The sequence below is a fragment of the Streptomyces sp. NPDC056061 genome, from assembly GCF_042266885.1.
GTDB lineage: Bacteria > Actinomycetota > Actinomycetes > Streptomycetales > Streptomycetaceae > Streptomyces.
This window is the reverse complement of the sequence record NZ_JBHJWQ010000029.1, coordinates 17,926-33,132: the sequence shown is the minus strand read 5'-3', so window position 1 is coordinate 33,132 and position 15,207 is coordinate 17,926. Positions and strand designations below refer to the sequence as shown.

Sequence of the window (15,207 nt, the reverse complement as noted above, 5' to 3'; positions counted from 1 at the left end):
CGGCGGGAGTCGCGGGGGCGGGGACAACGGCGGTGGGGGTGTGGCCGCCGGGGTCGTACCGGGCTCCGGGGTCGGCCGGCAAGGACCGCCTCCCGCCCACGCGACCGCCGAACTCCCGCCGCCGTCACCGACGATGGCGTACGCGCAACTGTCCGCCGCGGCCGGTGACGGCGCGGCCGACAGCCAGAGGAGCACCACGGCCGCCGCGAGCCGCGCAACGAGGGATCCGTACACGCCGGGGATCATGGTCCAGTCGGTCGCGCGCCACGCCGGGGACGGGTCGGATTCCCCTGATGGTGGGACGTCGCGTCGAGCGGCTTGCGATCGTCGGGATTCTTTGAACGCACCCTCGTGGAAGGGGACTTGTCGCCGTGGGGCGTCGGTGCGGGGTGTGCGTCGGTACTCCCCGTCTCCCGGTCCTTCGTCAACCCGGTTCATTTCTCCGGGACTTCGCCGGTACCGGGTCGCCCTGAGGCGTGTGTCGCGGATCTCGGGGCGGGTCGGTCCCGTGCGGCGGACGAGGGGTGAGGTCCGGCCGATGACGTCGAATCGGCGGTGGCCGCCGCGGCGAAGTGCGCGGTGGCGAACGGTGATGTGGTGGGGCGATACGAAGCGCGGAATCAACGGCATTCCGGTTCGGCCCGCATGATACGCAGCATCTTTCGTTCTCCCGTCGGCGGGGCCCGATTGTCCGTCCGCGGAGCGGCGTCGACGGATCCGCCGGAGAATGTCACAGGCAGCGACGGGCCGGTTGCACATGCCACTGGTGTGTGACCAATAACGGACGGCTAATTTCCGTTTCCGCTCGCTCTCTTGGCGGTCGATCAGTAGCCTCTGGTTCACACTGACCATGAACATGGCCGGACCGCCGTGGCGACTTGTTGGAGACATCGATGGAGCGTCCCGCCTGGGCACCGCTAGGTATAGACATTTCGATGCCGAGCGTGTCCCGCATGTACGACTTCTATCTGGGCGGATCGCATAATTTCGAGGTGGACCGGGAAGCGGCTCGCAAGGCCATGGAGTTCATGCCGGGGCTCCCCAAGATCATGCAGGCGAATCGCGCCTTTATGCGCAGGGCCGTGCGATACGCGGTGAGCGAGGGCATCACCCAGTTCATGGACATCGGTTCCGGAATACCGACTTTCGGCAATGTGCATGAAGTCGCCCAGGCAGCGGACCCCGAGGCCCGGGTGGCGTATGTCGATCACGATCCCGTTGCGGTCGCGCACAGCCAGGCCGTACTCGACGGAAACGAGCGAGCGGTGGTCGCCGCCGCGGATCTGCGCCGCCCGCAGGAGATCGTGAACTCCCCGGAGATCTCCCGGCTGCTGGACTTCGACCGTCCGGTGGCGCTGCTGCTCGTCGCCGTGCTCCACTTCATCGAGGATTCCGACGAGCCGCAGGCCGCGGTCGCCGCACTGCGCGAGGCACTTGCCCCCGGCAGTCTCGTCGTCATCACCCACGCCTCGTACGAGGGAATCCCGCTCAGCCAGGAGAGGGTGGGTGCTGCGGTGGGTGTGTACCAGGACATCCGCAACCCCCTGGTCATGCGGTCCCGCGACGAGGTGGCCCGCTTCTTCGAGGGGTACGAGATGGTCGAGCCCGGGCTCGTGTCGATGCCGTACTGGCGTCCCGACACCCCGGCGGCCCCGGAGCAGGAGGACCCGTTCGCCTTCTCGGGCTTCGCCGGAGTGGGACGCAAGGCGTGAGCATCCCCGCCCAGTCGTCCGGAACGACAGAAACGGAGCCCGACGGTCCCGAGGACCGGCTCCGGAGATTCGCCACGATCTGGAGCCGGGCCATCTTCCCGTCGACGGCCACCTCCATGACGCGTACGGAATTCGAACAGCATCTGTTGCCGCTGGCCCGCAGGCTCAGCGAGATCCTTCATGCCCGGCCCTTCGACGCCGCACCCGCGGGCAAGGTGGGCGACGCCCTCGTCGCGGCGCACTGCACGGACCCGGAAGCGCTGAGCAGCACCCTCGGAGTCATCGACTCCTACCTCGTGCTCTACTGCGGCGGCAATGGCGCGTCCGTGCTGTCGACCGAGGACGGCAGGGCCCGCTGCGCCCGGATCCAGCACGCCCTCGCAGGCGGCTTCACCCAGGCGCTGCGCGAGCGGACCCTCGCCGAACAGGAGGCGATCGCCCGCTCGGCGCTCGCCGCCCGTTCCAGCGCCGAGCAGGCCCTGCACGCCACGGAGACACGCTTCCGGGCGGTCTTCGAGGACGCCGCCATCGGCATCGGGATCGCCGACCTGGACGGCAACGTGCTGGAGGTCAACGACACCCTGACCCGGATGTTCGGCGGGCTCGAACACCATGTGCGCAGCCATCGGGTCGACGAGTGGGTCCACCCCGAGGACTCGCCGCAGGTCTGGAAGTACTACGACGAGCTGGTGCGCGGCGAACGAGACCATTTCCGGGTCGAGAAGCCGTTCTACCGGAACGACGGCACGGTGCTGTGGACCAATCTGACGGTGTCGTTGCTGCGCGACTCCGAGGGCAGGCCCGAATACCAGCTCGCGCTGATGGAGGACACCACGGAGCGCCGGCTGCTGAACCTGCGCCTGCGGTACGAGGCCACCCATGACGCCCTCACCGGCCTGCCCAATCGCACCCTGTTCTTCGAGCGGCTGGAGAAGGCACTCTCCGCCGAGGACGGCAGTCGTTTCGGGCTGTGCTACCTCGACCTCGACGGCTTCAAGGCGATCAACGACAGCCTGGGCCACGCGGCGGGGGACCGGCTGCTGGTCGAGGTGGCCGACCGGCTGCAGAGCTGCGCGACCGCGCCCGGCGAGATGGTGGCCAGGCTCGGCGGCGACGAGTTCGTGGCCCTGACCACCGGCCCCGGCACCGAGAAGGAGGTCGACGAACTCGCCTGCCGCATCCTCGGCGCGCTCGCCGCCCCGATCCGCCTGGAGGGCCGCGAGCTGACGGTCCGGGGATCCGTCGGGATCGTCGAGGGCCCGGCGGGTGAGCGCAGCGCCGCCGAGGTGCTGCGCAGCGCGGACATCACGATGTACCGGGCCAAGTCGTCCGGCGGCAATCGCTTCGAGTTCGCCGACGCCGAGGCGGACGCCCGCGCGATCACCCGGCACGGGCTGACCACCGCCCTGCCCGCGGCCCTGGAGCGCGGCGAGTTCTTCATCGAGTACCAGCCGCTCGTGCACCTGGGGGACGGCACGGTGCACGGTGCGGAGGCGCTGGTGCGCTGGTGCCACCCGCAGCACGGGGTGCTCGGGCCGGACCGGTTCATCCCGCTCGCCGAACACACCGGACTGATCGTGCCGCTCGGCCGGTGGGTCCTGGAGGAGTCGGTGCGCCAGGCACACTTCTGGCAGGAACGGCACAGCGACGGCGGTCCGCTGCGGATCAACGTCAACGTCTCCCCGGCCCAGCTGCACCACCCGCGGCTGGTCGCCGAGACCGTGGACGTGCTGGAGCGACTGGGGCTGGATCCCGGGGCCCTGTGCCTGGAGGTCACCGAGTCCGCGCTCATCGGCGCCGACGAGGACCTGCTGAAGCCGCTGCGCCAACTTGCCGAGATGGGTGTCGACATAGCGCTCGACGACTTCGGCACGGGCTACTCCAACCTGGCGAACCTGCGCAGGCTCCCGGTGAGCGTCCTCAAGCTGGACCGTTCCTTCACCCAGGGCATGCAGCGCCATCCGGTGGACCCCGTCGATCTGAAGATCGTCGAGGGCATCGTCTCGCTGGCTCACAGCCTGGGCCTCGCGGTCACCGTCGAGGGCGTGGAGACCGGGGCGCAGGCCGAGCAGTTGCGGAACCTGGGCTGCGACACCGCCCAGGGCTGGTACTACGCCAGACCGGGGGCGCCCGACCGGATCCACTCGCTGTTGCTGGCCGACGCCGTGTGAACGGTCCGGCCGGGGCGCGACCCCGTCCCATCGGCCGGCGGGCGGCCCGGTCGACGGGACGGGGGACGAGCGAGTCGGCTCAGTCGGACGGCCCCGGTCCGACCGCCCGGCTGGCCAGCAGCACCTTCTGCAACTCGCGGGCCGCCCGCGGCGGTGCCACGTCGCTGCGGTGCGCGAGCGCGATGGTGCGCCGCAGACCCGGACGGGCCAGCGGAGTGGTCCGCAGGTCGTGACCGGCCCGGTCGGCGACCATGCTCGGCACCACCGCGATGCCCAGCCCCGCCCGGACGAAGCCGAGCACCGCGTCCATCTCCCCGCCCTCCACGGTGAACGACGGCTCGAAGCCCTCCGCCCGGCACGCGGCCACCGTCATGTCGCGCAGGTCGTAGCCGTGCCGGAACATCACCAGGGGCGCGTTCTGCAGATCGCCGACGGCCACGATCCCGCCCCGGCCCGGACGCGGGGCGTGCGCCGACGACACCACCACCAGATCCTCCCGGAGCAGCTCGACCGTGGTGAGCGAGGGCGAGGCGGCCGGCAGCGGCAGCACCACCAGCGCGAGATCGAGGGCGCCGCGCGCCAACTCCCGCACGAGGTCCTGCGACCCGCCCTCCTCCAGCAGCAGCCGGATCCCCGGGTGACGGTCGTGGAAGGCGCGCAGGACGTCGGGCAGCAGCCCCGTGCAGAGGCTCGGCGTCGCCCCGAGCCGCACCCGGCCGCGCCGCAGCTGCGCGAGCTCCTGCACCTCGTGGCGTGCGGTGTCGGCGTCCGCCAGGATGCGCCGGGCCAGTGGCAGCAGGGCCTCACCGGCGTCGGTGAGCGTGATGTTCCCGCGGGCCCGGCTGAACAGCTCCGCCCCCAGCTCGGTCTCCAGGGCCCGGATCTGCTGGGAGAGCGAGGGCTGCGAGACATGGACCTCCTCGGCGGCGCGGGTGAAGTGCCGGGCCTCGGCGACGGCCACGAAATACGTCAGCTGCTGGAACTGCATGCACACCAGCCTATCGGCTGCGATAGCCGGAGCCTATGAACATGAGCCGCTTCATGTCTTGGACTGATGAGGTCGTTCGGCCCTAGCGTCGTGTCCATGGCATTGGCAACGCGGACGGACCGACGGCCGTCCATGACGCGCACGCTCTGGGACTCGACCGTCGGCAAGAAGACGATCATGGCCGTGAGCGGCCTGGTCATGCTCCTCTACCTGGTCGCGCACATGGTGGGCAACCTGAAGATCTTCTTCGGGTCCGGCGAGTTCAACCACTACGCGCACTGGCTGCGGACCATGGGCGAGCCCGTCCTGCACTACGAGTGGGCCCTGTGGCTGGTGCGCGTGGTGCTGGTCGCCGCCGTGGTGCTGCACGCCGTCTCCGCGTACCAGCTGAGCCGACGCGACATCCGGGCCCGACCCACCGCCTACGTGCACCGCAGGCCGCGTGCCAGTTACGCCACCCGGACCATGCGCTGGGGCGGGATCATCCTCGGCCTCTTCATCGTCTGGCACATCCTCGACCTGACGACCGGCACGGTGCACTCCGGCGGATTCCAGGCCGGGCACCCGTACCAGAACGTCATCGACACCTTCTCCACCTGGTACGGCAACGTCATCTACATCGTCGCCGTGCTCGCCCTCGGACTCCACGTCCGGCACGGCTTCTGGAGCGCCGCCCAGACCCTCGGCGCGGGCAACGCGACCCGCGACCGCCTCCTGAAGACCCTCGCCGACGTCCTCGCCCTGGCGCTGACGGTGGGCTTCGTCTCCGTACCCGTCGCCGTCATGACCGGAGTCGTGAACTGACATGACCGACTACTCGCACTACGCGACGGGCACGCCCGTCGTCGACACCAAGGCCCCCGACGGCCCGGTCGCCGAGCGCTGGGACACCCGCCGCTTCCAGGCCAAGCTGGTCAACCCGGCCAACCGCCGCAAGCACACCGTCATCGTCGTCGGCACCGGCCTCGCCGGTGGCTCGGCCGGCGCGACCCTCGCCGAACAGGGCTACCACGTCGTCCAGTTCTGCTTCCAGGACTCGCCCCGCCGCGCCCACTCCGTCGCCGCCCAGGGCGGCATCAACGCCGCGAAGAACTACCGCAACGACGGCGACTCCATCCACCGCCTCTTCTACGACACGGTCAAGGGCGGCGACTTCCGCGCCCGCGAGTCCAACGTGCACCGGCTCGCCCAGATCTCCGTCGAGATCATCGACCAGTGCGTCGCCCAGGGCGTCCCGTTCGCCCGCGAGTACGGCGGCCTCCTCGACAACCGTTCCTTCGGCGGCGTCCAGGTCTCCCGCACCTTCTACGCCCGCGGCCAGACCGGACAGCAACTCCTCCTCGGTGCCTACCAGGCGCTGTCGCGGCAGATCGCCGCAGGCAACGTCGAACTCCATGCCCGCACCGAGATGCTCGACCTGATCGTCGTCGACGGCAGGGCGCGCGGCATCGTCGCCCGCGACCTGGTGACCGGGAAGATCGACACCTACTTCGCCGACGCGGTCGTGCTGGCCAGCGGCGGCTACGGCAACGTCTTCTACCTGTCGACGAACGCCATGAACTCCAACGCCACGGCCATCTGGCGAGCCCACCGCCGCGGCGCGTACTTCGCCAACCCCTGCTTCACCCAGATCCACCCCACCTGCATCCCGCGCACCGGCGACCACCAGTCCAAGCTGACGCTGATGAGCGAGTCCTTGCGCAACGACGGCCGGATCTGGGTGCCGAAGGCCAAGGGCGACGACCGCCCCGCGAACGAGATCCCCGAGGACGAGCGCGACTACTACCTGGAGCGCATCTACCCCTCCTTCGGCAACCTCGTGCCCCGCGACATCGCCTCCCGCGCCGCGAAGAACGTCTGCGACGAGGGGCGCGGCGTCGGCCCCGGCGGGCAGGGCGTGTACCTGGACTTCGCCGAGGCCATCCGGCGGATGGGCCGGGACAAGGTCGAGGAGAAGTACGGCAACCTCTTCGACATGTACGCGCGGATCACCGCGGAGAACCCGTACGAGACCCCGATGCGGATCTACCCGGCCGTGCACTACACGATGGGCGGACTCTGGGTCGACTACGACCTCCAGACCACCGTCCCCGGCCTCTTCGCCATCGGCGAGGCCAACTTCTCCGACCACGGCGCCAACCGGCTGGGCGCCTCCGCGCTGATGCAGGGCCTCGCCGACGGCTACTTCGTCCTGCCCTCCACCATCAACGACTACCTGGCCCGCAACCCGCACCGCGACGAGATCGACGCCTCGCACCCCGCGGTGGAGGAGGCCCTCGCCGAGACCGAGGACCGGCTGAACCTGCTGCTCGCCGTCGACGGGGACCGCACCCCGGACTCCTTCCACCGCGAGATCGGCGAACTCATGTGGGAGTACTGCGGGATGGCCCGCACCGCGGACGGGCTGCGCACGGCCCTCGAACGCATCCCGCGGATCCGCGAGGAGTTCTGGCGCCGGATCAAGGTGCCCGGTACCGGCGACGAGTTCAACCAGTCGCTGGAGAAGGCCAACCGCATCGTCGACTACCTGGAGCTCGCCGAGCTCATGTGCCTCGACGCCCTGCACCGCGCGGAGTCCTGCGGCGGCCACTTCCGCGAGGAGTCCCAGACCCCGGACGGCGAGGCCGCCCGACGGGACGAGGAGTTCTCCTACGCCGCCGCCTGGGAGTTCTCCGGCACCGGCGAGGCACCCGTCCTGCACAAGGAAGACCTGGTCTTCGAGTACGTCCACCCCACCCAGCGGAGCTACGCATGAAGCTCACCCTGCGCGTCTGGCGCCAGAAGAGTGCCGATGCCTCCGGCGCCATGTCCACCTACGAGGTGGACGGCATCTCGCAGGACATGTCGTTCCTCGAAATGCTCGACACCCTCAACGAGGAGCTCATCCTCGCCGGCGACGACCCCGTCGCCTTCGACCACGACTGCCGCGAGGGCATCTGCGGAGCGTGCAGTCTCGTCATCAACGGCGATGCGCACGGCCCCGAGCGCACCACCACCTGCCAGCTCCACATGCGGTCCTTCCGGGACGGCGACACCATCGACATCGAGCCCTGGCGCGCCGCCGCCTTCCCGGTCGTCAAGGACCTGGTGGTGGACCGTTCGGCCTTCGACCGGATCATCCAGGCGGGCGGCTACATCTCCGCCCCGACCGGCACCGCACCCGAGGCGCACGCCACCCCGGTGCCGAAGCCGGACGCCGACTTCGCCTTCGAACACGCCGAGTGCATCGGCTGCGGCGCCTGCGTCGCGGCCTGCCCCAACGGTTCGGCGATGCTCTTCACCTCGGCGAAGATCAACCACCTGAACGTCCTGCCGCAGGGCGCACCCGAGCGCGAGACCCGCGTCCTCGACATGGTCGGCCAGATGGACAGCGAGGGCTTCGGCGGCTGCACCCTCACCGGGGAATGTGCGACGGCCTGCCCGAAGGGCATCCCGCTGCCGTCGATCGCCGCCATGAACAAGGAATGGCTGCGTGCGACCCGGAAGGTGCGTCGCTGACCGGCGCGAACAGCAGGTTCCCGGTCCCGGGGGCCGCCCACCCCCGGGACCGGGAAGTCTCGTCCGGACGGATCAGGACGTCACGGAGAGGTCGTCCGCGTAGACCGTGCCCTGCCCGAACCAGCCGTGCAGGTAGACGGTGACCGCGCCGGTCGAACCGGTGGTGAAGGTCACCGACTGCTTCGCGTAGCCGTTCGACGAACCCCAGGTGTCGGCCGAGGCATCACCCCGCACCCCGAGGTAGCTGTAGCTGCCCTGCACCCAACCGCTCAGCGTGTACGTGGTGTTCGGGGCCAGGGTCAGCGCCTGCGTGCACTCGCCCGTCTGCGATGCGGTGGCCGCGACGGACAGCGCGTGCGAACCGCCGTGCACCGGCGTCGACACGACAGCGCCGCCCGGCTGGCAGGTCCAGGGATTCAGCGCACCCGACTCGAAGTCACCGTTCACCAGGGAGCCGGTGCCGCCACCCGGGCCCGACACCGTCAGGGTGAAGGCCGCCGCGTGGCCGAGCGTTCCCGAGGCGCCCGTCACCGTGATCCGGTACGTTCCCGGCGCGGCGGATTCCGATGTGGCCAACGTCAGTTTCGACGTTCCCCCCGCCGTGACGGAGGTGGGGTCGAGCACCGCCTTCACACCGGCCGGCGCCCCGCTCACCGTCAGGTCCACGGTCTTCGCGCTGCCGGAGGTGACCGCCGTGTTCACGGTCGCCGTGGTGGACTCGCCCGGGGCGACCGTGGCCGAACCGGGGGAGAGGGCCACCGAGTAGTCGTCCGTCGCCGGACCGGAGCCGCTGGTGAAGGGCGCGAAGGTGCGGCTGAAGTACCACGTGTCCTGGGGGATGCCGGAACAGGTGTCGTTGCCCCCGGTGCCGGGGCAGCCCCCGTTGTCGCGCTGGAGCGCCCAGAACGAGAGGGTGCTGAGGCCCTTGGACACGGCCCAGTCGTAGACCACCGGGGCGTCCGCCGTGGTGAAGGTCTCGGCGGGACCGTAGTCGTCGATGCCCGGCATCTCGATGATGCCGGTCATTCCCCACAGCTGTGCTTCGGTCTTCGACGGGTACAGATCGGCGAGCTGGTCCTTGAGACCGCTGATCGCCGTCTTGGTGTCCTGCGCCATGTTGTGCGAGGCGCCGTCGTAGTAGTCGAACGTCATCAGGTTCACGACGTCGACCTGCGTGCCGTTGGACACGGCGTTCTCCAGCACCGCCAGTCCGCTGTCGGCGAGGCCGCTCGTGGTCGTGGGCAGGGTGTAGGAGATCTGCAACGGGCGGCCGTTCGCGGCGGCCCAGTCCTGCACCTTCTTGATCGCCTTGTTGCGGCGGTCGATCCCGGCGCTGTTCTCCAGCGAGTTGTCCTCGATGTCCATGTCGAGGCGGGACACGTCGTAGGTCGTGATGACCTTCTCGTACGCCGCGGCGATCGAGTCGACGCTGGAACAGCTGTCGGCGATCTCGGTGCCGCCGTTGTCGGCCGTGTAGCCGCCGAACGACGGGATCACGTCGCCGCCGCGCGACCGGATGGTGGTGAAGTCGGCGCCGAACTCGGACGGCGCGATGGGCTGGCTCGAATCGCCGTTCCAGTACGGCGTGCACGAACCGCGGGCCTCCGTCTGGATGAAGGCCATGGTCAGGTACTTCGCGCCGGACTGCTGCGAGAGCGCGGCCGGGCTGTCGCCGTTCCACGACTCGAAGTACGGGGCGAAGACATGGGCGGGCATGGGAGTGGCGGCGGTCGCGGCGGCCTGCGCGCCGGCGCCCGATCCGAGGACCAGGCCGGCGGACGCGACGGTCGTCGCCAGGACACTCAGGACTGCGCCGAGTGTTCTTGGACGTCTCATGGGGTGCTCCCAGCGGGGTGAGACAACGGGCGGATTGCACGGTTTGGCCGCGCCCGGGGAGGGGCGCGGCCCGTTCCTGTGGATCCCGGCCGGGGGTCACATGCCGCGCGGCGAGGAGCGGCCGCGAGGCATGCCCATAGTTGGTCTGGACCAACTCGTGGTCAATGTTCTTTGCCGTTTCATGTCCGATTGCTTGCCTGAAGCGGCAACTCGCCGTGACAGCAGATGAGTTGAAAGGCGTCGAAATTCAGTCGTTCCCGAGGGCGGCCCGGAGGAAGGGGGCCGTGCGGCTGCCGTCCGCGCGGGCGACCTCCGCGGGCGTCCCCGCCGCCACGATCCGGCCGCCCCGGTCGCCGCCGCCGGGACCGAGATCGATCACCCGGTCGGCGCCCGCCACCACGGCCATGTCGTGCTCCACGACCACCACCGTGTCGCCCGCGTCCACCAGACCGTGCAACTGCCGCATCAGCACCTCGACATCGGCGGGGTGGAGCCCGGTCGTCGGCTCGTCGAGCAGATAGACGGTATGGCCCCGGCGGGTGCGCTGGAGCTCGGCGGCGAGCTTGATCCGCTGGGCCTCGCCGCCCGACAGTTCCGTGGCGGGCTGGCCGAGCCGCAGATAGCCGAGCCCGACATCGAGCAGCGTCCGCAGACTGCGCTCGGCGGCCGGCGTGCCCGCGAAGAAATCGGCCGCCGCCTCCACCGTCAGGTCCAGCACCTGCGCGATGTCGAGGCCGCGATGGGTCACCTCCAGGGTCTCCGGGTTGTACCGGGCGCCGTGGCAGTCGGGGCAGGGCGAGTACGTGCTGGGCAGGAAGAGCAGTTCCACGGAGACGAACCCCTCGCCCTGGCAGGTCTCGCACCTCCCGCCCGCCACGTTGAAGGAGAACCGCCCCGCCCGGTAGCCGCGCTCCCGTGCCATGTCCGTACCTGCGAACAACTTCCGTACCGCATCGAAGAGTCCGGTGTACGTGGCCAGATTGGACCGGGGGGTGCGGCCGATCGGCTTCTGGTCGACCTGGACGAGCCGGTCCACCGCCTCCACGCCCTCGACCGACGCGCATCCCGCGCCGCCGTCCGGAGCCGGACCGTCGGTGGCGGAGGACTGCCGGTCGGCGAGGACCCCGGCCAGCACCTGACCCACGAGGGTCGACTTCCCGGATCCGGACACGCCGGTCACCGCCGTGAACACACCCAGCGGGAACGCGACATCGACGCCCCGGACGTTGTGTCGGTTCACCCCGTTCAGCCGCAGCCAGCCCGTCGGGGTGCGCACCGGCCGCTCCGGCGCGGGGGCATCGGCGAACAGGAAGCGACGGGTCGCCGACTCCGTCACCTCGGCCAGCCCCGCCGGAGGCCCGCTGTGCAGCACCCGCCCCCCGTGCTCGCCCGCCAGCGGCCCCACGTCCACGAGCCAGTCGGCCCGGCGCACCACGTCCATCTGGTGCTCGACGACGAACACCGAGTTCCCGGCCTCCTTCAGCCGCCTCAGGACCGTCAGCAGCGACTCGGTGTCCGCCGGGTGCAGACCGGCCGACGGCTCGTCCAGAACATAGACGACACCGAACAGGCCGGACCTCAACTGAGTGGCGAGACGCAGCCGTTGGAGCTCGCCGGACGACAGCGTCGGAGCCGTCCGGTCCAGGCTGAGGTAGCCGAGGCCGAGTTCGGTGACCGTCTCGATCCGGGCCAGCAGCTCCGTCGTCAGCACCCGGGCCGTGTCACCGCCGCCCGCCGTGCGCAGCACCTCGGCGAGCGAACCGAGCGGAAGCGCAGCGAGGTCGGCGATGGTGCGCCCGGCGAAGGTGACGGCCATCGCCTCCGGCCGCAGTCGGCTGCCGCCGCACACTGAGCAGGGGGCACTGGTCAGGAAGCGCTCGGCCCGGGCACGCAGGGTGCGGCTCCTGGAGTCCGCGAAGGTGTGCATCACATAGCGCCGCGCACTCATGTAGGTGCCCCGGTAAGGGCGTTGGATGCGCCCCGCCTCCCGGACCGGATGAACCGTCACCACCGGCTGATCCTCGGTGAACAGGATCCACTCGCGGTCCCCGGCATCCAGCTCGCACCACGGCCGGTCGACGTCGTACCCGAGTGCGTCCAGCACGTCGCGCAGATTCTTGCCCTGCCACGCCCCCGGCCAGGCGGCGATCGCACCGGCCCGGATCGACAGCGAGGGGTCGGGGACGAGCAACTCCTCACTGGTGCGGTGGACGCGGCCCAGTCCGTGGCACTCGGGGCAGGCCCCCGCGGCCGTGTTCGGCGAGAACGCGTCGGAGTCCAGCCGTTCGGCACCGACCGGGTAGTCCCCGGCGCGCGAGAACAGCATGCGCAGGGAGTTGGACAGCGTGGTGACCGTGCCGACGGAGGAGCGGGCGCCGGGCGTCGACCGGCGCTGCTCCAGCGAGACGGCCGGCGGCAGCCCGGTGACCTCGCCGACCGCCGGTGCGCCGACCTGATGGATCAGCCGGCGGGCGTACGGTGCGACGGACTCGAAGTAGCGGCGCTGCGCCTCCGCGTAGAGGGTGCCGAACGCGAGCGAGGACTTCCCGGATCCCGAGACACCGGTGAAGACGGTGAGGGTGTCGCGCGGGATGTCGACCGAGACGTCCTGGAGGTTGTGCTCACGCGCGCCGCGCACCCGGACGTACGGATCGTGGGGGGAGGGCATGGCGGGACTCCGTGCGGCTCGGGGTGGGGCGAATGGTGGCAAACACTCCGATTCTAGTGCCGGGAGCGGCGAGCACTGCCGGGAGCGGCACCCGACATCCCCGAGATGCCGCGGTCCCGCTCGTGGGGCTCGCGCGGCATCTCCGCACGATGTGCGCGAACGCCCGACGGGTCCGCGGGGCCGTCAGCGCGACGGACGCAGTGCGCGTTTGATGGGCCGTCCGACGGCGCTGCGGGCCCGCTGGTACGTGGACCGTTGGGCGGGCACTGCGGCCTTCTTCGCGAGCTGCCGCTTGAGCTGGGTGTTCTGGGCGGAGAGGTCCGCCAGCTGCGACCGGAGCCAGTTGAGTCGGTCGCCCATTGTGGCGGCTTCGGTGCCGGTCCACGGGCGGACGCCCGGAGGGAAGGCCAGGGCGCTCATCCGCGCCTCGAACGCCGCGCCGCCGTCGCCGTGCGCGAAGGTGTTCTCCAGGCCGTTCTTGTCGAGGAAGCCCATGAACCGGTCGAACCGCTCCTGGTGACCGCGCTGCAGCGGCCCGAAATCGGCCTCCGCGCAGAGTTCGGCGGGGTCGGTGTCGGCGGGCGTCTTCGACAGCATTCGGTGCGGGATGTCGAAGTAGCGGCACAGTTCCAGGGTGCGTGAGTCGCCGCAGAGCACGGTGGCGGGCGTGCCGGCCAGCAGCGCCGCGATGTTGCCGTGGATGCGGGAGCCGAAGGAGAAGTCGAAGCCCCGAAGATCGTCCATCCAGGTGACCGGGTCGATGTAGACCCGGACCTTGCCCTCCCCGTACATCGGGTGGTCGGGGTGGGTGGGGATGCCGGTGATGGAGGCGTTCGGGTGGGACAGGTCGCGCCAGTGGAGCTGACGCGCGTCGGAGAGGTTCTGGCCGACGAACCGCAGATGCGGGTACCGGGCGTGGGCGTGGTCGATGATCCGCCCCAGCCCCTGCTTCCGCACCGCTTCGTGCGATCCGTTGACGGCGATCCGCGACTCGGGGCCGAGGCTGCCGGTCTCCCGGATGTCGAGCCTGCTGCCATGGAGGAACATCGACGGACAGCCGATGACATCCACGTCCCGGAATCCCATGTCCCGCAGGTAGCGTTCGGTGAACTCGCCGCGCACTCCGATGGAGGCGCTGTGGTCGAGTACGGCCGACACGAACGCTTGGACCGTGGGCTGCATGGGGCGCAACCGTTCCGCGGAGTAGTCCACGCCGGTCTGCGCGCCGACGCCCGGGACGACGACGGGTATGCGCAGCTTCGTGATGAGCTGGGTCAGGCGCTCCAACTGCCGCTCGAAGGACGGGCGGAAGGCGTTGGCGAGCGGGACGACGAACACGTCGTACTCGCTGTTGATGCGGTCGGCGTCGGCGACGCGGGTGGCGATGCCGTTCGACGTCACCTCGGCCCGAGGGGTTTCGAGGATCTTGTGCGCGGCGTCGCTGAAGACCAGGTTGCCCGCATTGGTGGCGAACACGTCCTCATGCAGGGCCCGCTCGACGGGGACGACGTCGTACGGACTCTTCCCGGAGCGCAGGAGTATTCGTTTCGCCTGATGATCGTTGGATGCCACAAACATGAATATAGCTTTACGAATGTGTAGGAATCCACACGCGTCATGCGCAAATTTTTGCCAACCGGATGGAACGTAAGTACAGGATCGTACATCCGTGCGCGGGCGCACGCAGTAGGAGAGGGGGCGGGAGCGCCCTTCTGATGGGATGGGGGCGTGAAGGACGACCACCGGCCCCTGGCCGTATTCGACTTGGACGGCACGCTCGCCGACACCGGGCACCGGCAGCACTGCCTGGAGGGGGTCCGGCGGGACTGGAGCGGCTTCTTCGCCGCCGCCGTCGACGATCCGCCGCTGCCCGAGGGGGTGGGGCTCGTCCTGAGCAGTGCCGGGGAGTGCGAGATCCGGTACCTCACCGGGCGGCCCGAGCGATGCCGTCGCGACACCCTGGCCTGGCTCGCCGAGCAGGGGCTGCCCGAGGGTCGGTTGTACATGCGGCGCAACGGCGACCGCAGGCCGGCACGGCACACCAAGCCCGACATCCTGAAACGGTTGGGCCGGGAGCGTGAGGTGCGCATGCTGGTCGACGACGACGAACTCGTCTGCGATGCGGCGGAGCGGGCCGGATTCGCCGTGGTGCGGGCCCGCTGGGCCGCGGTGTCGTCCGCGCTCGCGGATGCGCAGGAACGCGAGGGCCGCACCTGAGTCCCGGTACGCCGGGTCTCGCGTGTCATGACGCGCCGCCGCTGTGTGCGTCGAGGTGTGCCGGGCCTCGACACGCACAACACGGCGGCACGCCCTCGCCGGCGCCGGGTGCGCGGA

The 15,207-nt window shown here is 70.3% G+C and carries 10 protein-coding genes; 6 read left to right on the top strand and 4 right to left on the bottom strand.

The annotated features are described in order from the left end of the window. The first annotated feature begins 893 nt into the window (after positions 1–893). On the top strand, positions 894–1,712 hold the full coding sequence (locus ACFC79_RS31030) for an SAM-dependent methyltransferase (protein ID WP_376246993.1): 819 nt from the start codon (positions 894–896) through the stop codon (positions 1,710–1,712). Then, positions 1,709–3,883 carry a putative bifunctional diguanylate cyclase/phosphodiesterase gene (locus ACFC79_RS31025; protein ID WP_376246990.1) on the top strand — a complete coding sequence of 725 codons (2,175 nt, stop codon included), beginning with the start codon at positions 1,709–1,711 and terminating at the stop codon, positions 3,881–3,883. The genes ACFC79_RS31030 and ACFC79_RS31025 overlap by 4 nt, the downstream gene beginning before the upstream one ends. 79 nt (positions 3,884–3,962) lie before the next feature. Here the strand turns inward: ACFC79_RS31025 and ACFC79_RS31020 are convergent, their stop codons facing one another. Further along, positions 3,963–4,871, bottom strand: a complete 909-nt coding sequence (locus ACFC79_RS31020; protein WP_376246988.1) for a LysR family transcriptional regulator — start codon at positions 4,869–4,871, stop codon at positions 3,963–3,965. Positions 4,872–4,967: 96 nt separating this feature from the next. Between ACFC79_RS31020 and ACFC79_RS31015 the strand changes: the two genes are divergently transcribed. From ACFC79_RS31015 to ACFC79_RS31005, 3 genes are read left to right on the top strand one after another with little or no spacing between them, the layout of a single operon-like run. Continuing rightward, the gene (locus ACFC79_RS31015) at positions 4,968–5,675 is read left to right on the top strand and encodes a succinate dehydrogenase (RefSeq protein WP_376246986.1); all 708 of its coding nucleotides are present in this window, start codon (positions 4,968–4,970) and stop codon (positions 5,673–5,675) included. A gap of 1 nt (position 5,676) precedes the next feature. After that, positions 5,677–7,626: a fumarate reductase/succinate dehydrogenase flavoprotein subunit gene (locus tag ACFC79_RS31010; RefSeq protein ID WP_376246983.1), complete on the top strand. Its 1,950-nt coding sequence runs from the start codon at positions 5,677–5,679 to the stop codon at positions 7,624–7,626. After that, complete coding sequence (locus ACFC79_RS31005) at positions 7,623–8,369, top strand: succinate dehydrogenase/fumarate reductase iron-sulfur subunit (protein WP_376246980.1); 747 nt, start codon at positions 7,623–7,625, stop codon at positions 8,367–8,369. The genes ACFC79_RS31010 and ACFC79_RS31005 overlap by 4 nt, the downstream gene beginning before the upstream one ends. Before the next feature lie 72 nt (positions 8,370–8,441). Here the strand turns inward: ACFC79_RS31005 and ACFC79_RS31000 are convergent, their stop codons facing one another. The 3 genes from ACFC79_RS31000 to ACFC79_RS30990 all read right to left on the bottom strand — a co-directional run bounded on the left by ACFC79_RS31000 (position 8,442) and on the right by ACFC79_RS30990 (position 14,451). Then, entirely contained in the window at positions 8,442–10,205 is a 1,764-nt protein-coding gene (locus ACFC79_RS31000; RefSeq protein WP_376246978.1) for a glycosyl hydrolase family 18 protein, read from the bottom strand. Between the two features lie 247 nt (positions 10,206–10,452). Continuing rightward, positions 10,453–12,873 carry an excinuclease ABC subunit UvrA gene (uvrA, locus tag ACFC79_RS30995; protein ID WP_376246974.1) on the bottom strand — a complete coding sequence of 807 codons (2,421 nt, stop codon included), beginning with the start codon at positions 12,871–12,873 and terminating at the stop codon, positions 10,453–10,455. A 183-nt stretch (positions 12,874–13,056) separates the two neighbouring features. Then, positions 13,057–14,451, bottom strand: coding sequence for a polysaccharide pyruvyl transferase family protein (locus tag ACFC79_RS30990; protein WP_376246973.1), 1,395 nt, complete (start codon positions 14,449–14,451; stop codon positions 13,057–13,059). A gap of 150 nt (positions 14,452–14,601) precedes the next feature. On the opposite strand from ACFC79_RS30990, the gene ACFC79_RS30985 reads away from it, so the two are divergent. After that, positions 14,602–15,090, top strand: a complete 489-nt coding sequence (locus ACFC79_RS30985) for a hypothetical protein (protein ID WP_376246971.1) — start codon at positions 14,602–14,604, stop codon at positions 15,088–15,090. The last annotated feature ends 117 nt before the right edge of the window (positions 15,091–15,207 follow it).